The organism is Flavobacterium anhuiense (assembly GCF_001705175.1).
Taxonomy (GTDB): Bacteria; Bacteroidota; Bacteroidia; order Flavobacteriales; family Flavobacteriaceae; genus Flavobacterium; species Flavobacterium anhuiense.
In genome coordinates this window covers 1,067,512-1,086,885 of record NZ_CP016907.1, presented here as the reverse complement: position 1 = coordinate 1,086,885, position 19,374 = coordinate 1,067,512, and the positions used below count along the sequence as shown (strand labels likewise).

Below are 19,374 nucleotides of genomic sequence, written 5' to 3'. Positions count from 1 at the left end.
TTATGTTTAAAAAAGATAATTGGGACGAGATTTTACAGGCCTTAACCGCCAACCCTTTCAGGACTATCCTGACGGCTTTTGGTGTTTTTTGGGGTATTTTTATCTTGGTAATTTTACTTGCTGCGGGTAATGGCTTGGAAAATGGTATTAAAAAAGGTTTTGATGGAATTGCGACCAATACTATGTTTATGTGGAGCCAGACTACTTCTAAAGCTTATAAAGGTTTGCCAAAAACAAGACGTTATGACTTTAGAAATAGTGATGTAACAGCTTTAAAAGCAGCATTGCCAGATCTATTATATGTTTCGCCAAGAAATCAGCTAGGTGATTTTAACGGAACAAATAACGTTGTAAGAGGTACTAAAACTTCGGCTTTTACAATTTATGGCGATTATCCAGAGCTGATTAAACAGCAACCAATGGATATCATTAAAGGAAGATTTGTAAATCAGCAGGATATTGAGCAAAGAAGAAAAGTCTGTGTAATTGGAAAAGGGGTTATCAGTGAACTTTATGGAAAAGAAGAAGAAGCTGTTGGAACATATATCAAGATTAACAGCATCAATTTTATGGTAGTCGGGGTTTATAAATCCAAACAACAAGGAGGAAATGCAGAGCAGGAACAGAAGAATATTTTTATTCCTTTTACAACTTTTCAGCAAGCCTTTAATTATGGCGATAAAGTAGGGTGGATGGCGCTTACCGCGAAAGATGAAACTTCTATAACCGATTTAAAGCCTAAAATTTTAGAAATTATAAAATCATTGCATTCTATAAATCCAACAGATGATAGGGCAGTTGGAAATTTTGATTTGTACGAGCAGTTTAACAAAGTGCAAAGCTTGTTCAATATTTTAAAAGTAATTGCCTATTTCGTAGGGACATTAGTTTTGATTTCTGGTGTAATCGGAATTTCGAATATCATGTTGATTGTGGTTAAGGAACGTACAAAAGAAATCGGAATCAGAAGAGCTTTAGGCGCAACACCTGGAGCAATTAGAAGTCAAATATTAACAGAGTCTATATTTTTAACTATTATTTCGGGTATGCTCGGAATTGCTGTTGCCACAGGAATTATAGCGGTTTTAAATATGGTATTAGACTCGATGCCTCCAGATCAAAATACTATGTTTGCGAATCCAACTGTAGATTTAGGAGTTGTATTTGTTGCATTAATCATCTTGGTCGGATCTGGTTTGCTTGCCGGATTTATCCCAGCACAGACTGCGATCAATGTAAAACCTGTAGATGCACTAAGAACAGAATAAATTATCAATCAAAATAAATCGATTAAACCCAGAACAAATGAAAAAAGGAGTAACCGTAACCATTTTAATATTTATTGCAATTGTTTTTTTTGGCGCGCTTTACTATTTGTATGCTAAAAACCAAGAATCGCCGATTGTTTTTAAAACGGAAAAAGCAGAAATTAAGACCATCGTAAAAAATACTATTGCGACAGGTAATATTCAGCCTGATGAAGAAGTTCTAATCAAACCAAATATCTCAGGGATTATTGAGGAAGTGTACATCAAAGCGGGTGAAAAAATTAAAGCCGGCGATATGATTGCTAAAATTAGAGTTGTAGCAAACGTTTCGAATGTAAGCAATTCTCAAAACCAGGTTCAGACCGCTAAAATTGCATTAGACAATCAGGAAAAAATCTATAAAAGACAGAAAACATTATTTGAGAAAGATGTGATTTCTGCAAATGATTATGATGCGGCTTTGTTGGCTTACAATCAGGCAAAACAAAATTATTTGGCTGCAAAACAAGGTTTAGATATCGTTAAAACAGGAACAACTTCTTCTTTGGGAAGTTATGCTAATACATTAATTCGTTCTACAGTTAACGGAATGGTATTGGATGTTCCGGTAAAAGTCGGTAACCAAGTTATCGAAAGTAATAACTTCAACGAAGGAACCACAATTGCAAGTGTTGCTGATGTTGGAAGAATGATTTTTATTGGAAAAATCGATGAATCTGAGGTTGGAAAAATTAAAGAAAAAATGCCAATTGAGATTACAATTGGTGCAATCGAAAATAAAAAATTTGATGCAGTTTTAAACTATATTGCCCCAAAAGGAGTTACTGAAAATGGAGCAATCCAGTTTGAAATCAAAGCACAAATGGTTAACAGAGATGATACTTTTATTAGAGCTGGTTTAAGTGCCAATGCTTCAATTATTTTAGAAAAAGCAGAGAAAGTTTTGGCAATTAAAGAGTCTTTAGTTCAATTTGACAAAAAAACACAAAAGCCTTATGTAGAAGTTGAAACTGCTCCACAGAAATTTCAAAGAAGAGATTTGGTTCTTGGGGTAAGCGACGGAATCTACGTTCAAGTTAAAAGCGGTGTAAATGATACAGATAAAATTAAAATCTGGAATCAAGGCTTAATTAACGAAGGAGACAAAGAAAAAAAATAAGCTAATTTGAAGGTTAAGGATCTTTTTGGTTTTAAAAATGTTAAATTTGCGTAGTTCGGTTTACTGCGCCTTCATTAAAAGTATATGAAAATAAATAAATATAATAGTCTGGTTATAGCATTGTTATTCGGTTTCGGATTAACTGGGCAGGCGCAATCAAAGAAATGGACACTAGAAGAGTGTGTGAGATATGCACTTGAAAATAATATCACAGTAAAACTATCTGAATTAGATGTAAAAAATGCTGAGATTGATAAAAGAGGAGCTTTAGGGAACTATCTTCCATCTGTAAACGGGAATGCTTCTCACTCTTGGAACATAGGTTTGAACCAAGATGTTACAACAGGTATTTTACGTAATCAAACTACACAATACTCTTCAGTTGGGATAAATGCAGGAGTTGACATCTACAAAGGTCTGCAGAATCAAAACACAATGAGGAAGGCAAAATTAAGTATCATTGCCTCTCATTATCAGCTATTAAAAATGCAAGAAGATATTTCTTTAAATGTGGCTAGTGCATTTTTGCAAATTTTATCTAATAAAGAAGATTTAAAAGTTAAGAAAGAACAGTTGGCAATCGATGAGAAAAGATTTGCTCGTTCTGAAGAAATGGTAAATGCAGGAACCATTCCGCGTGGAGATTTGTTCGACTTAAAAGCTACCGTTGCAACAGACAAACAAAATATAGCAGTTTCTGAAAACAATTTACTGATTTCTAAATTGAGTTTGGCTCAGCTCTTACAATTAAAAGAATTCGCAGATTTTGATGTAGTTGATGATACTAATGTATCGGATGAAAATAATATTTTAGCGCAAACTCCACTTGAAATCTATAACAAAGCTAAAGAAACGAGAACAGAATTAAAATTAGCTCAAACTAATCTTGAGATTGCTGAAAAAAATGTTGCTATAGCTAAAGGAGCTTATCAGCCAACACTTTCTGGCTTTTATGGATTTAATACAAGAGCTAGTTACAGTGATCAGGTTAAGGTGGATGAAAACGGTAATCCGTACACTGTTGGGCCAGATCCTATATTCAAACAGTTTAGTGATAATAAAGGACATAATTTTGGTTTACAATTAAATGTTCCTATTTTTAATGGTTTCTCAGTTAAAAACAATGTAGAGCGTAATAAAGTAAGTTTAGAAAAATCTAAAATAGATTTAGAACAAAAAAGTTTAGATTTGCAGCGTAACGTTTATACAGCATTTACCGATGCAAGAGGAGCTTTAAATACTTATGAATCGGCTACTGTAACTTTAGAAGCAAGACAGCAAGCTTACAACTATGCAAAAGAAAAGTATGATGTTGGTTTGATGAATTCATTTGACTTTACGCAAGCTCAAACCTTATTGACCAATGCGCAGTCTGATGTTATCAGGACAAAATACGATTACATGTTTAAAATTAAAATATTAGAGTTTTATTTCGGAATTCCAATCGTTCCAATTATTACAAAATAATTTATTATGCAGAAAAAAACAGTTTATTCTTTATTAGGTGCTGCAGTAGTGCTTATTGTGGCTTTGGTTGGTCTTTCTAAGGCTGGAGTAATAGGGAATAAGGACGAAGGAAAAGAGGTAGAAACTGCAAAAGTTACGGCATCAACAATTGTTGAAACAGTTTCTGCAACAGGGAAAATCCAACCCGAAATTGAAGTTAAAATTGCCTCGATGGTTTCGGGCGAGATTATTTCACTTAATGTAAAAGAGGGGCAGGTGGTTAAAAAAGGCGATTTATTGGTAAAAATAAATCCAGATTTATATACTTCAGGATTAGAAAGATCTGTTGCAAATTTAGCTGGAACAAAAGCAAGTCTTACTCAATCTGACGCGAGTTTTAAAGAAGCAAAAGCAAATTATGAGCGTAATAAAATATTGTATGACAAAGGAGTAATCTCAAAATCAGATTGGGATAAAGCGGTTTCTACTTTTGAAGTTGCAAAAGCAACAAAACAAAGCGCCTATTATAATGTTCAAAGTGCTTCGGCATCTGTTACAGAAGCCAGAGATAACTTAGGACGTACAACGATTTATTCTCCTGCTGACGGAACTATTTCTGTATTGAATGTAGAATTGGGAGAAAGAGTTTTAGGAACGCAGCAAATGGCAGGAACTGAGCTTTTGCGTGTTGCCAACCTAAACAATATGGAGGTCGAAGTTGATGTGAATGAAAATGACATTGTAAAAATTAAAATAGGGGATGAAGCAAATGTTGAAGTGGATGCCTATTTGAAGAAGAAATTTAAAGGTGTTGTAACCAGCATTTCTAATTCTGCGAGTACTACCTTAACCTCAGATCAGGTAACTAATTTTAAAGTTAAAGTTCGTATACTTAAAGATTCTTACCAAGATTTGTTAGAAGGAAAGCCAAGCACATACTCTCCTTTCAGACCTGGAATGACGGCTACAGTCGATATTATTACGACAACAAAAACAAATGTTTTGGCAGTGCCAATTAGTTCTGTTGTAGTAAAATCAGATACTACGGCGGTGAAAGATTTTAAGGTTGAAGATCCAAATGAAGATAAAAAAGCAGCTCCAAAAAGCGATAAAAAATTCGAATGTGTTTTTGTAAAAGTTGGAGATAAAGCTAAAATTAGGATCATTAAAACTGGAATTCAGGACGATACTAATATTGAAGTAATGTCGGGATTAAAACCTGGTGATGTTGTTATTACAGGTCCATACACAACAGTTTCTAAAGAACTAAATTCTGGAGACAAGGTAAAGCTTAAGAAAGCTGAAGCTCCAAAGAAATAATATAAAACCACAATAATTTAAAATTTAATACTTTGTCTTTTATTCTCAATATCGAAACGGCTACTAAAAATTGTTCAGTATCTATTGCAAAAGATGGTCAGACCATTGTTTGCAGCGAATTGGCTGATGAAGGATATTCGCATGCCGAAAAACTTCATGTCTTTATTGAAGAAGTAATCGCAAAAGCGGGAATATCGGCGCAGGATTTAAAAGCTGTTGCAGTTAGCCAAGGCCCAGGATCGTATACAGGTTTGAGAATTGGCGTTTCGGCGGCAAAAGGCTTGTGTTATGCTTTAAATATTCCGTTGATTGCTGTTGACACGATGCAGACTTTAGCATCGCAAGCAGGAGTGACAAACGGAAAAATTATACCTATGCTAGATGCGCGCCGTATGGAAGTTTACAGTGCCATTTTTAATTCTGATTTGACTGTCGAAAGAGCTATTAAAGCCGAAATTATTGATGAAAATTCATTTCAGGAATATACAGACAAACTTTACTTTGTTGGCGATTGTGCAGAAAAATGTAAAACGGTTCTGACTAAAGACAACTTTGTGTTTTTAGAAAATATAAAATACCCATCAGCACAAGCTATGAGTAAAATCAGTTTTGATAAGTATCAAAAAAGCGACACTGTAGATGTCGCTTATTTTGAACCTTATTATTTAAAAGATTTTATTATTACTGCTCCTTCAAAAAAGGAATAATATTTTTTATTTCTGTATTGTGTAAGGCTGAATAGCAATTCCTGCCTCATCTAAAGCTGTTTTGCAATTTTCTAATGTTTCAGAAAAAACGGCTCCATAATTGGCGTTTTTTGCCCAAGGACGAACAGCAAAATCTATTGAACTTGCAGAAAGATTTTTTACAAAAACTTCTGGTGCAGGCGTTTTTAATACTTTTGGATTATTGTTCAAAACCGCTAAAAGTACTTCTTTAGCCTTTTTGATGTCAGAATCATACGAAATAGAGAAGGTCAAATCGGCTCTTCTTTCTCCCTGCATAGAGTAATTAATGATGTTTCCGTTAGATAATGCGCCATTCGGAACAAACACCGTCTGGTTATTTCCAGTTAGCATCTTAGTTACAAAAATCTGAATTTCAAGAACAGTTGCAATAACTCCTTGAGCTTCTATAGTGTCTCCAACTTTAAACGGTTTGAAAACGATAATAAGCATTCCGCCGGCAAAATTTGAAAGCGATCCTTGCAATGATAAACCAACAGCAAGACCCATTGCTCCTAAAATAGCTACGAACGAAGAGGTTTCAATTCCTAATTTAGAAATAAAGGTTACAAATAATAAAATCCGTAGCGCCCACAATAAAATATCGGCTAAGAATTTTGTTAATGTAGGATCTAGATTTCGCTGAATCATTACTTTTCGAATGATTCTGTTGATTAATCTGATGGCATATAAACCAACAAATAGAATTAAAAATGCAGAAATAAGTTTTGGCGAATAATCAACTAAAATGTCAATAAATCGACTGATGTATTTACTGACTTGTTCTGGACTAAGATTCATGATTTTAAAATAAAAAACCTTCTCAAAAGAGAAGGTATATTAGCGGTGCAAATATAAAAATATTTACATTATCAGAAAACTGTGTTTATGCTTTCTCAGCAGCTTCGTCGGCTATTTCTTCTGTTTCTGCAACAGATTTTTCGCTTACATCAACAACGGTTTCAGAAATAGTTTCTGGGGTTTCAGAAGCCAGAGAAGCCGTTTTCTCCTTAACAGTATCTACAACGTCATTTATGGCTTCAGATGCTTTATCTGCATACTCGCTTACAGTTTCTTTTGCTTTTTCAGCATATTCTGAAGCGCGGTCAATAATCGGATCCGAAACTTCTTTTACTTTTTCTATTGTTTCTTCTGCAAAAGCTTCAGCTTTCTCAATATACGGAGCGGCAGCTTCTTTTGCTTGTTCAAAAGTCTCTTCGGCATTATTTGCCAATTCAGTTACAGACTCTTTAGTTGAGCCAAATAAATTTTTAAAAAATGAAGATAATCCCATGGTTTTTAATTAATTGGTTAAGAATACAATATTAAACTTTTTTAATGATTTTAATAAAAAATTGATGTAAAATATTGATTGTTAAAAGTATATGAGTTTTTTAAAAAAAATACGATTTCCCTAATTTTTGTCGAAAAATCCCTAAATCTAGGTATTGTGGCACTTAATAAAACCGCTTAAATTGTAAGAATTTATTTAAATATTTTAAACATTTAAAAGTGCTTTATGGGACATTTTTCGGATCAGGTGCATATTTCTATTGGAAGTTTTACGCAAAATATTATTTACTACGATTTAAGGCTGTCGCAGAAAATGGCAGACCATCATTATTTTTCATTTGTCTGGCAATATACGGGCAAGGCCGTCATTAAGCCAGAAGACCAGGCGCAGGCAATGCGAAAATACATTGGAGATGAGGTTATTTTTACTTTCAAAAGCTTAACCGGAATCAGGCTGATGAGCAAAGGAATCATTACCGAGGTATCTTCTATCGACAGGAATGGCAGTCCGGCAGGGCTTCATATTGCAGGAATAAGCCATAGCAAAGTGATTGATGACATGCCTAAATCGAGAACCTATCTGGAAAGGGGAATGGATGACATTGTTCTGGATTTATTGTCTGAAGGTCCGACAGAGTTTTATCAGAGAGATGCTATCAGGTCCACTTATCTGAAAGAATTCAGCTATATGGCGCAGTACAATGAAACCAATTTTGAATTTCTTAAAAGGCTCGCTGCCAGATATGGGCAATGGTTTTATTTTGACGGAATGCGCATGCAGTTCGGACAGCTTAAGAATTCTAAAATCAAACTCATAAACGGAGCTTCTCTGCATAGCTTTAAGATACAGACCAATATGGCCGCGCATAACATTTCATTGGCGGGTTATGATTACAAAAATGCGTCTGGCATTCGGGATGCGTCTGCAAAAACGAATACAGGAAGCAAAGACAGTTTTGCTTCTATAGTAGGCTTTAATCAGGGCACTGTAACACAAGGCGAATTGAGTGTTGGAGCTTACACCAGCAACGCACAGAATAAAGAAGAAATGCAGGAAATGATAGCGCTTCAGACAGCAGGAAGCGATGCAAACAGCGTGTATTACAGCGGAATATCCTATTTTCCGTTAGGATTAGGTCAGATTTTTACCATTGTAAACCAAACTATAGAGCACCATTTGGTTTGCATAGAAGCAACGCACCACTCAGAAGTGCATGGCAACTATACCTGCGAGTTCAAAGCCATTCCTGCAGATGTTTCGGCACCGCATTATACGGACACAAAAGCTTTCGCCAGAGCGGAAACCCAGCCTGCAAAAATAAGGGACAACAGCGATCCGGAAGGGCTTGGCAGGGTAAGAGTAGATTTTTACTGGGCACAAGGAACCAAGTCAAGCCAATGGATAAGAATGATCCAGCCTCATGCAGGAGCTGGAAAAGGCACTTATTTTATCCCAGAAATTGGAGAGGAAGTGCTTGTTGGTTTTGAAGGCGGAAATGCACAAAATCCTTATGTAATGGGAACGCATTACAATGGGAACGAATCTTCTGGTTACAACACACCAAAAAATGACATTAAAGCTGTGCACACCCGTTCTGGAATAAAAATCGTTATGAATGATGCAGAAGGAAGTGTCTTGATTGAGGATCCGAGTGGTAACAAATATTTTATGGATGGTAAAGGTAATACAACTTGCGATGCTCCTAAAAATCTAACACTAAATGCAGGAGAAGATATCAATACAAATGCCGGGCATAATATGAATACTAATGTAGGGCTTCATAAAACTGATAATGTTGGAGGTGACTATACAGAAAGTATTACAGGTTCAAAATTCCTCACTATAGGAATCGATTTTATGACAAAAGTAATAGGTAATCTAACAGAATTTGTAAAAGGGAATAGGGAATCCGAGACAGGAGAACGAAAAGAAATTGCCAAAACAGCTTCGTTAATAAGTTCAGAAGAACATATAAATGTACATGCTTCTAAAAACTTGAATAAATACAGCGGAGAAAATTCAATAAATTCATAACTGATGAGTATTTTAAGAATTGTTGAGGGTGAAATGAAAAACACCACAACGAGCAAAATGGATTTGCGTGCCACAGATGGAGATTATATAATTCACGCTGCAGGAAAAAATCGCTGGGTTGGTGGCGAAAAAGGGATTTTTGAGAAAGATTATAAGCCTTTGCATCCCGAGGACTCTTTAAATAATACTATTAATGTAAGCTTAAATATTTTTTTTGACGGCACTCAGAATAATAAAACCAATACCGATGCTAAAAAAACAGATTCAAAAGATCATGATGCTTATCTAAAAGTAGGGAATAAGAAAGATGACAGTTTTGAAAACGAGTATACCAATGTTGCCAGAGGTTATGATGCTATAAATTCTGCTGCTGCTTTTCAAAAGAGACTTTATATAGAAGGCATTGGTACCGAAGATTTAGAAAGCGATGATGTTTTTCCAGACGTTGCTATAGGTATGGGTTATCGTGGCGTAGTGGCAAAAGTGGTAAAAGCATGTGTAAAAGCACCAGAAATGTTGAAAGAATATAGAGGCAAAGAAATATCTGTTTTAAAATTAAATGTCTATGGGTTTAGCCGTGGTGCAACCGCGGCCAGACATTTTTTGCATATTGCCACTAGTCCTGCTTTTATATATAGCCAGCTTCCAGATAATAAAGTACAGGTATTGGCACCTGGATATTATCAGGGTATGGAGGATAAAAACAACATAATAACTATACCAAATAATCCTCTTTTAAACTGGCATGGCTTTTTTGCCGCTTGTTTATTAAATAATGATTTCAACATAAAAAAAATTGAGATCAATTTTGTGGGGCTTTATGATACTGTGGCTTCTTATGGATTTTATCATGGCAACGACAGTATAGATTTGCATCTAGATGCTGTTAAAAAAGCACGTTTTGTTTTGCAGCTGTCATCTGATGATGAATATCGCGAAAATTTCGATTTAGTCAATATCCAGAGCGCCGGCTTGCATGGCTTAGAACTCACTTTGCCAGGGGTGCACTCAGACATTGGGGGTTCTTATATAAACAATGCCAAAGAAGTTTCGGCTCTTTACTACAAACGGGAATCGCTTTACAACCAAATGATCCATAGCTCAGACAGAGAGATTCAAAAATTAAAAGAAATAGTGATTAGCGAAGGCTGGTATAAAAAACACCAGATTGAAGCTGGGGTTTTGCATAAATCTGCCATTGATGATAAAATAAAAAAAGGATCTGTAGAAGACTCAGAGCGATTTTACGCGGTAGTAGGGACACGAAATCTATATAATACTTACGACCAAATTCCGCTGCAATTAATGTTCCATTTTTCTAAAGATGCTGAAGTAAAATATGATACAAATCTAGAAAAAAGACATACCATCGTTGATGAATTTATAAAATCAGTCAGCAACAGTTTATATAATTATGTAAACGCCTGCAACGGTTTGCGCAATAGCTATATCGAAATGTATAATGGCGGTCTGTACGATAAAAATTCGATAAATGAAGAATATTTATCAAAACTCAAACGAAAATCTTACCTGAATTATATTGACGAAGAGGTATTAAAAAAATTAAGAAATCAATATTTACACTGGTCTGTAAAAGCCAACGAACTGGGGCTGGGCTCCCGTGAGAGCCAGGCACCCGCAAAAGATGGTGCTTTTGAAGGGAGATATAGAAAAAGAGAAATACACAATGGCTAGTAAACATCTAAAAATAATAGTATGCCTTTTAATAGGTATGCAAATAATCAGCTGTCAGATGAAGAATGAAAAAACACCAGAGTGGCATGCCGAAATGTGCCATCCTGCAAATAAATATAGAGTACAAATGGTAAAAGACGAAATTTTTACCCTCGAAGGCATTCGTGCAGGAATGCCATTCGGGAGCTCCTCAGGCAGATGGGGAGATTCAGGCAAAATGTGGACCGAACAGCACGGTACGCCCACAGGGGCAGACCTAACCTATTATGCAGGTTATGATAATACTTTTTACAGGTTAAAAATTGATTTTCCTCTAGAGCGGATGAAAGATCTGGTGAGGCGAAATTATGCTTATCGTGAAGTAAAAAACAAAACAATCGAGGAATATAAATATGAGGGTGATCGTGATTTGCAATACATTATGGATGATGTAGACGCGGCTTACAAATCCTATGATAGAATGTCCAGCCTTATTTTTGGTTTTGCGCCAAAAGGCATGGTGGTGGTTTGGATAAACTATGGCTTGACAGTGATCGAAATAGGCAGATATCAGGCTAAAGTAATAACTGACCCAAAAGAATTAGAATCGGCAAAAAACCGACATCTGGAAACATGGAGGTTTACTCCAGAATATTTTGATGAACTAGCGAAAAAACTATACAATCCAGATGCCAATTGCGAGCTATGGGATATGTTTCGTCTGCGATACAATTGGAAACCCGTAATCGCCTCTGAGAATCCTAATTTCAGATTATTTGAAATAAATACAGAATATTATAATGGCGAAAAAGACCAAATGCTTCGCCCATGGCTGCTGGAAAATAAAATGAGAGACAGGGCACTGCCAAATGTCTTTCAGTTTTTCTGGGAGACCGGAATAGGACAAAAATTTGAAGGCAGGATTTTCTTCAATCAAAATAAGATTTTCAGCCGTTTTAAAGGACTTTCAGGAGATAATGAAATTCAGGTGAAAATTGCCAAAGACAATAGAAGTCTGGAGGTTTTATTAAACAATCAAAAATTGGATGTTGATAGTATTAGAATTTATCCTAATAGTAAACGGGAATTTAATGATTCCTATAAATAACATTTGAAATGCTTATTTGTAAATGAAATACACAATGGCTAATAAATATATAAAAATAATAGTATGCTTTTTATTAGGCATACAGATAAATAGCTGTCAGATGAAAAATGAAAAAATACCCGAGTGGCATGCCGAAATGTGCCACCCTGCAAATGAGTATAGAATTGACATGGTAAAAGACCAAATTTTTACTCTCGAAGGAGCCCGCGCAGGCATGCCTTACGGTGGCTCCTCAGGCAGATGGGGAGATTCTGGAGGAATGTGGACGGAACAGCACGGTACGCCCATAGGGGCAGACCTAACGTACTATGCCGGTTATGATAATACTTTTTACAGGTTAAAAATTGATTTTCCTGTAGAGCGGATGAAAGATTTGGTAAGGAGGAATTATGCCTATCGTGAAGTAAAAAACAAAGCAATCGAGGAATACAAATATGATGGTGATAGTGACTTGCAATACATTATGGATGATACAGATGGGGCTTACAAATCCTATGATAGAATGTCCAGCCTTATTTTTGGATTTGCACCAAAAGGCATGGTAGTGGTTTGGGTAAACTATGGCTTGACAGTGATAGAAATTGGCAGATATCAGGCTAAAGTGATAACTGACCCAAAAGAATTGGAATCGGCAAAGAAAAGGTATTTAGAGATCTGGCGTTTTTCACCTGCCCGCTTTGATGAGTTGGCAAAAGAATTTTCTGTTCCAGATGCCAATTGCGAGCTATGGGATATGTTTCGTCTGCGATACAATTGGAAACCCGTATTCACTTCTGAAAATCCCAATTTCAGATTATTTACAATAATTACAGAGTATTATAATGGAGAAAAAGACCAGATGATGCGTCCCTGGCTGCTGGAAAATAAAATGAGAGACAGGGCACTGCCAAATGTCTTTCAGTTTTTCTGGGAGACCGGAATAGGACAAAAATTTGAAGGCAGGATTTTCTTCAATCAAAATGAGATTTTCAACCGTTTTAAAGGACTTTCAGGAGATAATGAAATTCAGGTGAAAATTGACAAAGACAATAGAAGCCTGGAGGTTTTATTAAACAATCAAAAATTGGAGGTTGATAGTATTAGAATTTATCCTAACAGTAAACGGGAATTTAATGATTCCTATAAATAACATTTGAAATGTTTATTTGTAAATGAAATTCCCTGCTGGCACCAGCGAGACGCTCGCGCCAGCAGATAATCCCATGGTTTTTAATTAATTGGTTAAGAATACAATATTAATTAATTTTATAGAATTACTGTTTTTTTAATGATAAATAATTGAAAGCTAGAGATTAACAATAAAAAAGCGCCTCAAATGAGGCGCTTTTTATAAGTGTTTTAGTGAACTAAGCATTTACAGCTTCCACTTTAATAGCTTCATCATTCAGCATGCTTTTCAGCATATTCTCAATTCCGCTTTTTAAAGTAAATGTAGATGAAGGACATCCGCTGCAAGCACCTTGCAATAATACTTTTACCGTTTTGTCATCTTCATTATAAGATTCAAAAGCAATGTTTCCTCCATCAGCAGCAACCGCTGGTTTTACATATTCTTCTAAGATGTTAATGATTTGTTGTGATGTAACATCCAACTTATCAAAAGCTTCATCTTTTTTTGCTTCAGTTTTCGCTTTAGTTTCGATTAAGCTTTCATCTAAAACAGTTCCTCCGTTTTCAATAAATTGTTTAATGAAAGTTCTCAATTCTAAAGTAATTTCGTCCCAGTTATTGATTTCATATTTTGTAACCGAAATGTAATTTTCATCAATAAAAATTTCTTTCACATAAGGAAATTTGAATAATTCCTGAGCTAAAGGAGAAGAAGCAGTCTGATCAATATTTTTATATTCTACGGCATTGCGAGTAAGCATTCGGCTCACAACAAATTTCAATGCGGATGGATTTGGAGTGGTTTCTCCGTATACCGTAATAGGCTGTTTTTTTGGTTTTGTTTCATCAATTTTAATGATAACGCCACCTTTATCAACAAAAGCGCTGATTTGTTCTGCTACAGCATCTTTTACATCATCCCAATCTACAATGCTGTATCTTTCGATAGCGATAAAATTTCCAGAAATATAAACTGTTTTAACAAACGGCAGATAAAATAATTGCTGAGCTAGCGGAGAAGCTTGCGCTTCATCAATATTTTTGAACTCAAAATTTTGATTTTGAGTGATGAAATCCTCAAATTCAAACTTTAAAATTGTTGGATTTTGAGTCTCTTTTATAGTGATTTTAGTCATGATAATATATTTTTTGCAAATTTACTAAAGTTATTTTCTACTAATGGCTATATTTGATTTTTTAATGAAATAATTAAGACTCTTTTCAAATAAATCGTGTTAAATTGAAAGAGTGAAAAATATATAGTAAGAATTTTGTCTTTATGAAATTAAAAATCAGGGTTTTATTAATTTTTCTCATTACTGTTTTTCACTCTTATTCCCAAGAGGGAATCCCTGTTTATTCTGATTATTTGTCTGATAATTATTACCTTATTCATCCTTCTATGGCTGGTGCAGCCAATTGTGCCAAAGTGCGGTTAACAGCTAGAAAACAATGGTTTGGAGAAGAAGATTCTCCATCGCTTCAAACTTTGAGTTTTAATGGAAGAATAGGAGAGCGTTCTGGAGCTGGGATTATTGTTTTTAATGACAAAAACGGATACCATTCTGAAAAAGGGGTAAAATTGACTTATGCACATCATATTATGTTTTCGAGAGATGAACTGGATTTAAATCAGTTGTCTTTTGGAATTAGCGGAGGCTTGATTCAAAACCAATTAGACGAAACAAAATTTGGCAACACATTTGATCCAATAGTTTTTGGTTCCATTCAGAAAGATTCCTATTTCAATATTGATGTTGGAGCTTCTTATAATTATTTGAATTTCTATGCACATGCAACAGTTCAAGGTCTATTGGAAACGAGGAGAGAGTTATATTCAGATTATGAAAGTGATAACTTGAGGAAGTTTTTATTAAGCGCTGGTTATGTGTTTGGTAAAAATGATAATTGGGCTTGGGAGCCTTCGATCCTTTTTCAGCTGTTTGACCAGACGAAAGAAAAAACACTTGACATAAATATGAAAGCCTATAAAAACATGGATTTTGGAAGTCTGTGGGCTGCTTTATCGTATAGGAGAGGTTTTGATGGAGCACAATATATTTCAGGAAGCGGTGTAGAGTCTCAAAAATTACAATACTTTACACCCATTATTGGGGTTAACTACAAGAACTTTATGTTCGCTTATACGTATTCTCAAGTAATGGGAGATGTTAAGTTTGACACTGGAGGATATCATCAAATTACTTTAGGAATTAATTTATTCTGTAAAAAAGAACGCTACGACTGTAACTGTCCTGCCATTAACTAAATTTATTTTTTATGCTGATTAAATCTGTAAACGGAAAATCGCCTCTTATTCCAGAGGATTGTTATGTGGCCGAAAATGCTACTATTGTTGGAGATGTATCTTTTGGAACATCTTGCAGCGTTTGGTTTAATGCTGTTGTGAGAGGAGATGTTCATTTTATTAAAATTGGAAACAAAGTAAATATTCAAGATGGAGCTGTAATCCACTGTACGTATCAAAAGCACCCAACGATTATAGGAAATAACGTTTCAATTGGTCACAATGCAATAGTTCACGGCTGTACAATTCATGATAATGTTTTAATCGGAATGGGAGCAATTGTAATGGATAATTGCGTGGTAGAAAGCAATGCCATAATTGCTGCTGGAGCTGTAGTAACACAAAATACGGTGGTAACTTCTGGAAGTATTTATGCCGGTGTTCCTGCCAAAAAAGTTAAAGACATCGATCAGTCTGATTTTGCTGGCGAAATTGAACGCATTTCGAATAATTACGTGATGTATTCGAGTTGGTTCAAAAACGAAGAATAGAAATTCAAAATGGAAACCTCAAAATAGAAATTCCAAATTCCAAGAGTTTTTAGCTTTTTGGAATTTGGATTTTTTTTTATTGGAATTTAAAAAATTTAGAGGTTGATTTTTTCAAAGAAAGTATTCTTATAACTTTCGCTAATTGGAATTCTTTTATCGCTTATTAACACTTTGTTTTTCTGAATTGATTTTACATGTTTGATATTAATAATATACGATCTGTGAATTCTCGCAAAACCTTTGCTTGAAAGCAAATTTTCAAGTTTGATTAAACTGATTAATGTCAGTGTAAATTTATTGTCTGTAGTGTAAATTTTGACATAATCTTTAAGGCCTTCAATAAAAAGAATATCGGCAAAATTCAATTTTACGTTTTCATATTCAGCTCTAACAAACATAAAATCCTGTTCAATTTCTGGCGTATTAGTGCTTTCTGTAAGTGCTGGAGTTGCCGCAGGCTGTAAAACTTGCTGAGCACGAACTACCGCTTTTAAAAAACGATGAAACGGAATCGGTTTTACTAAATAATCGACCGCGCCAAGATTAAATCCCTCCACAGCATAATCTGAATAAGCGGTCGTGAAAATAACTAGAGGTTTTTTCTCTATAGTATTTAAAAAGTCAATTCCAGAAAAATGGGGCATCTGAATATCCAGAAAAATCAAATCAACATTATTTTGATTGATAAATGAAACGGCATCGATAGCATTATTGAAAGTGCTGATCAGTTCAAGAGTATCTACTTTTTTGACAAAATCCTCTAATAGTTCTACCGCTAAAGGTTCGTCATCAATAATTACACATTTCATCTTTTCTGGATTAGTTTTTAAAATTTCATTTCGCATTCAAAAGTAGTTTGAAACCAGTAAATTAAGTTTTAAAATTTTCATAAAATACTGGTTTTTACAAATCAAATTAAGCGTTAAGTGTTATCGTTTTTGTGAGTAAAAAATATTTTGATTTTTTGCTCACTGAAATCATTTTTTAATCTATTGCGGTTTTAATTTCATCTAATTTTAAATTCAAATGGACTCGGTAATAGTTATCATCTTGCGTAATGGTCAGTTCGTGTGCGTTTGGATAAAGAAGATCAAGACGGCTTTGAATGTTTACTAATCCAATTCCTGAATTTTCAGGATCTTTCACATAATTTTCAATTGTATTTTCAATCCAAAAATCAAGATTGTAGTCTGTAATCAGAATTTTGATTTTTACGTGAGCTGCACCTTTATAATCGGTTCCGTATTTAAAAGCATTTTCAACAAATGAAATCAATAGTAAAGGCTCAATAAATTTGTTTTTAGTATCGCCATGAACATTGATGACAATGTCTTCAATATTATTTAATCGCAGTTTTTGCAATTCGATATAGTTCTGAATATAATTGACCTCTTTTTCTAAAGCCACCGTTTTATTGTCTGTTTCATACAGCATATAGCGCATTAGTTCAGACAAGGTTACGATGGCATCAGGGACCAAATCAGATTTTTTGTGTGCCAAAGAATAAATACTGTTTAGCGAATTAAATAAAAAATGCGGATTGGTTTGTTTGCGCAAATAAATTAATTCAGTATTTGTTCTATGAGTTTCAGCAATCAGTTTATTTTGCTGATTGTTATAAAATTCAGTTAATGTTCTAATAATTGCAGAAATCGTAATAATCAGGATATAGAAAAATGATGGAGCAATCTTGAAAAAAAATGGCTGTCTCATTTCTATTCTGTGACGCATTCTGCCTCCTCTTGGAAAAAAATGCGGATCACGAATAATGGTGTCAGCATGCATCATGTTTTCCGGCCTTAAATGTCTAAATTCAGGAATAAAATAATTTAACCGTATTACCATAAATAGCGCAATCAGACCAATGGCAAATGCGCCGTACAGCCAATATTTTTTTTGCAGCAAATAATTTGGAACCAAATAAAAATAGTTCAGATAAAACAAGAAAATCCCTGAAAGCCATTGGGCATAAAAATCATTGTCGAGCTTAAACGGACTTTCATAAAACTGAATTAATGAAGTCAGAATAAAGAAAATCCAAATCATGAAATGGAATAATATTTTGTTATAGCCTGTATTTTTAATGGTATCGATCTGCATTTATAATTTTATTTTTAATAAAATTAGTTCATTTTTGGTTACCGTTGGAGATAAGTTTTGTTTGAGTTTTTGCTTTACAAGCTCTGCAACTTTTAGAGCATCACTTTCTGTTTCAAAACTTTTAGTATCGCTTATTACGGGAATAATGGATTGTTTAATTAAAACTTTTTCTTTGTAGGCAATTGAATATCCCCATCCAGAATTTGTTTTAAAAGATGTGGCAGTTAAAGCTTCTTTTTTTGCACACGCAGCAAAAAGTAAAAAAACTGTAAAAACCATTAAATTCTTCTGGACATTACTCCAGAAGAATTGTTTAATATTAGTTATCGTCATCACTTTGTTCGTCTAATGGCTTAAATTCCCAAGCATCATCAAAGTACGTAGAACCAACTCTTCCTAGCATATAGAATCCGCGATTATTTATTGAGAAACCAACAGCATCTGTTCGTGTAGCACCTTCCATTGGAGTTCTTTCTGTCCATAAATCTGTTGACGGATTGTACTCCCAAACTGTTTTGATGTTTTCACCTCCTACAACATATCCTAGACCATTCATAGAAAAACTTGAAGCATTAGAACGTACAATCGCATAATCGTCGTTGTAGCTGTAATCGTCATCAGTATCTTTATCAATATCACGTTTTCTTGTCCAAACATCTGTTGATGGATCAAACTCCCAGAAATCTTCTTGATAAACACCATTATTTACACCAGTTACTAAATATGCTTTGTCTGCAATTGTAAATACAGTTGCATTACGTCTTTTGTTACCGCTAAAACCATTTACTAGAGTCCAAGTATTGGCCTGATCATCGTATTGATAAAAATCTTTCAGATAATTCCCGTCATAACCTGTTCCAAAATACGCTTTACCGCCAACCTGAAAACCTACAGCTGCATAACGTGCCGTTCCTGCAAAATCTGTTTTTTGTGTCCAGCTGTTTGCAGTAGGGTCGTATTGATAAAAGTCTTTCAGCTTGTTTGTTCCGTCATAACCAAGACCTACATAACCTTTTTCGTTTAATGCAAAACTAGAAGCAGAACTTCTTCCGATGCCACCAAAATCAGCTTTCTGTTCCCAATAATCTCCATTTGAATTGTAAACCCAAAGATCTTTTAAATAAACGTCGCCAGTATAACCACCTACTACGTAAGCATAATCTCCGATAACAAAACTTGTAGCACTAGATCTTGCAGGGCCATCAAAGGCTGATTTTTTAATCCAGTTTCCTACCAAATCATCATCGTCATCATCATTGCTGCAGCTTATAAAAAAGAGGCTTGAAAAAAGCGCTGTGAATAAAATTCCTTTTTTTAGATTAATCATAGTGTATTTA

The 19,374-nt window shown here is 34.7% G+C and carries 18 protein-coding genes; 11 read left to right on the top strand and 7 right to left on the bottom strand.

What is annotated here, in order from left to right; translation table 11 throughout:
- Positions 1 to 2 precede the first annotated feature (2 nt).
- From BB050_RS04620 to tsaB, 5 genes are all read left to right on the top strand, one after another.
- Complete coding sequence (locus tag BB050_RS04620) at positions 3 to 1,268, top strand: ABC transporter permease (protein WP_008467355.1); 1,266 nt, start codon at positions 3 to 5, stop codon at positions 1,266 to 1,268.
- Between the two features lie 37 nt (positions 1,269 to 1,305).
- Positions 1,306 to 2,427: an efflux RND transporter periplasmic adaptor subunit gene (locus BB050_RS04615; protein ID WP_066032780.1), complete on the top strand. Its 1,122-nt coding sequence runs from the start codon at positions 1,306 to 1,308 to the stop codon at positions 2,425 to 2,427.
- Between the two features lie 84 nt (positions 2,428 to 2,511).
- Positions 2,512 to 3,894, top strand: coding sequence for a TolC family protein (locus BB050_RS04610; protein WP_066032779.1), 1,383 nt, complete (start codon positions 2,512 to 2,514; stop codon positions 3,892 to 3,894).
- A 6-nt stretch (positions 3,895 to 3,900) separates the two neighbouring features.
- The gene (locus tag BB050_RS04605; RefSeq protein ID WP_066032778.1) at positions 3,901 to 5,193 is read left to right on the top strand and encodes an efflux RND transporter periplasmic adaptor subunit; all 1,293 of its coding nucleotides are present in this window, start codon (positions 3,901 to 3,903) and stop codon (positions 5,191 to 5,193) included.
- A gap of 32 nt (positions 5,194 to 5,225) precedes the next feature.
- Complete coding sequence (tsaB, locus tag BB050_RS04600) at positions 5,226 to 5,900, top strand: tRNA (adenosine(37)-N6)-threonylcarbamoyltransferase complex dimerization subunit type 1 TsaB (RefSeq protein WP_066032777.1); 675 nt, start codon at positions 5,226 to 5,228, stop codon at positions 5,898 to 5,900.
- Between the two features lie 6 nt (positions 5,901 to 5,906).
- Here tsaB and BB050_RS04595 read toward each other — a convergent pair whose 3' ends face one another.
- Positions 5,907 to 6,719, bottom strand: a complete 813-nt coding sequence (locus BB050_RS04595; RefSeq protein ID WP_008467348.1) for a mechanosensitive ion channel family protein — start codon at positions 6,717 to 6,719, stop codon at positions 5,907 to 5,909.
- Positions 6,720 to 6,804: 85 nt separating this feature from the next.
- A complete protein-coding gene (locus BB050_RS04590) occupies positions 6,805 to 7,212 on the bottom strand; it encodes a YtxH domain-containing protein (RefSeq protein ID WP_066032776.1) in 408 nt (135 codons plus the stop codon).
- A 225-nt stretch (positions 7,213 to 7,437) separates the two neighbouring features.
- On the opposite strand from BB050_RS04590, the gene BB050_RS04585 reads away from it, so the two are divergent.
- The 4 genes from BB050_RS04585 (at position 7,438) to BB050_RS04570 (ending at position 13,157) form a co-directional block, all read left to right on the top strand.
- On the top strand, positions 7,438 to 9,246 hold the full coding sequence (locus BB050_RS04585) for a type VI secretion system Vgr family protein (RefSeq protein ID WP_066032775.1): 1,809 nt from the start codon (positions 7,438 to 7,440) through the stop codon (positions 9,244 to 9,246).
- Between the two features lie 3 nt (positions 9,247 to 9,249).
- Positions 9,250 to 10,941: a phospholipase effector Tle1 domain-containing protein gene (locus tag BB050_RS04580; RefSeq protein ID WP_083219807.1), complete on the top strand. Its 1,692-nt coding sequence runs from the start codon at positions 9,250 to 9,252 to the stop codon at positions 10,939 to 10,941.
- A gap of 58 nt (positions 10,942 to 10,999) precedes the next feature.
- Positions 11,000 to 12,028, top strand: a complete 1,029-nt coding sequence (locus BB050_RS04575; protein WP_236940420.1) for a DUF2931 family protein — start codon at positions 11,000 to 11,002, stop codon at positions 12,026 to 12,028.
- 100 nt (positions 12,029 to 12,128) lie between these two features.
- Positions 12,129 to 13,157 (top strand): DUF2931 family protein, encoded by a 1,029-nt coding sequence (locus BB050_RS04570; RefSeq protein WP_236940419.1) that lies wholly within the window; start codon positions 12,129 to 12,131, stop codon positions 13,155 to 13,157.
- 217 nt (positions 13,158 to 13,374) lie between these two features.
- Here BB050_RS04570 and BB050_RS04565 read toward each other — a convergent pair whose 3' ends face one another.
- The gene (locus BB050_RS04565; protein ID WP_008467344.1) at positions 13,375 to 14,274 is read right to left on the bottom strand and encodes a NifU family protein; all 900 of its coding nucleotides are present in this window, start codon (positions 14,272 to 14,274) and stop codon (positions 13,375 to 13,377) included.
- A 143-nt stretch (positions 14,275 to 14,417) separates the two neighbouring features.
- Between BB050_RS04565 and BB050_RS04560 the strand changes: the two genes are divergently transcribed.
- Both BB050_RS04560 and BB050_RS04555 read left to right on the top strand, forming a co-directional pair.
- On the top strand, positions 14,418 to 15,407 hold the full coding sequence (locus tag BB050_RS04560) for a PorP/SprF family type IX secretion system membrane protein (RefSeq protein WP_066032771.1): 990 nt from the start codon (positions 14,418 to 14,420) through the stop codon (positions 15,405 to 15,407).
- A gap of 11 nt (positions 15,408 to 15,418) precedes the next feature.
- Positions 15,419 to 15,937 (top strand): gamma carbonic anhydrase family protein, encoded by a 519-nt coding sequence (locus BB050_RS04555; RefSeq protein ID WP_066032770.1) that lies wholly within the window; start codon positions 15,419 to 15,421, stop codon positions 15,935 to 15,937.
- 95 nt (positions 15,938 to 16,032) lie between these two features.
- On the opposite strand, the gene BB050_RS04550 is transcribed toward BB050_RS04555, so the two are convergent.
- From BB050_RS04550 to BB050_RS04535, 4 genes are all read right to left on the bottom strand, one after another.
- Positions 16,033 to 16,782, bottom strand: a complete 750-nt coding sequence (locus BB050_RS04550; RefSeq protein ID WP_236940418.1) for a LytR/AlgR family response regulator transcription factor — start codon at positions 16,780 to 16,782, stop codon at positions 16,033 to 16,035.
- Positions 16,783 to 16,921: 139 nt separating this feature from the next.
- The gene (locus BB050_RS04545) at positions 16,922 to 18,037 is read right to left on the bottom strand and encodes a sensor histidine kinase (protein WP_008467335.1); all 1,116 of its coding nucleotides are present in this window, start codon (positions 18,035 to 18,037) and stop codon (positions 16,922 to 16,924) included.
- A complete protein-coding gene (locus BB050_RS04540) occupies positions 18,038 to 18,370 on the bottom strand; it encodes a DUF4907 domain-containing protein (protein ID WP_066032769.1) in 333 nt (110 codons plus the stop codon).
- A complete protein-coding gene (locus BB050_RS04535) occupies positions 18,357 to 19,364 on the bottom strand; it encodes a Kelch repeat-containing protein (RefSeq protein ID WP_066032768.1) in 1,008 nt (335 codons plus the stop codon). The genes BB050_RS04540 and BB050_RS04535 overlap by 14 nt, the downstream gene beginning before the upstream one ends.
- Positions 19,365 to 19,374: the final 10 nt, after the last annotated feature.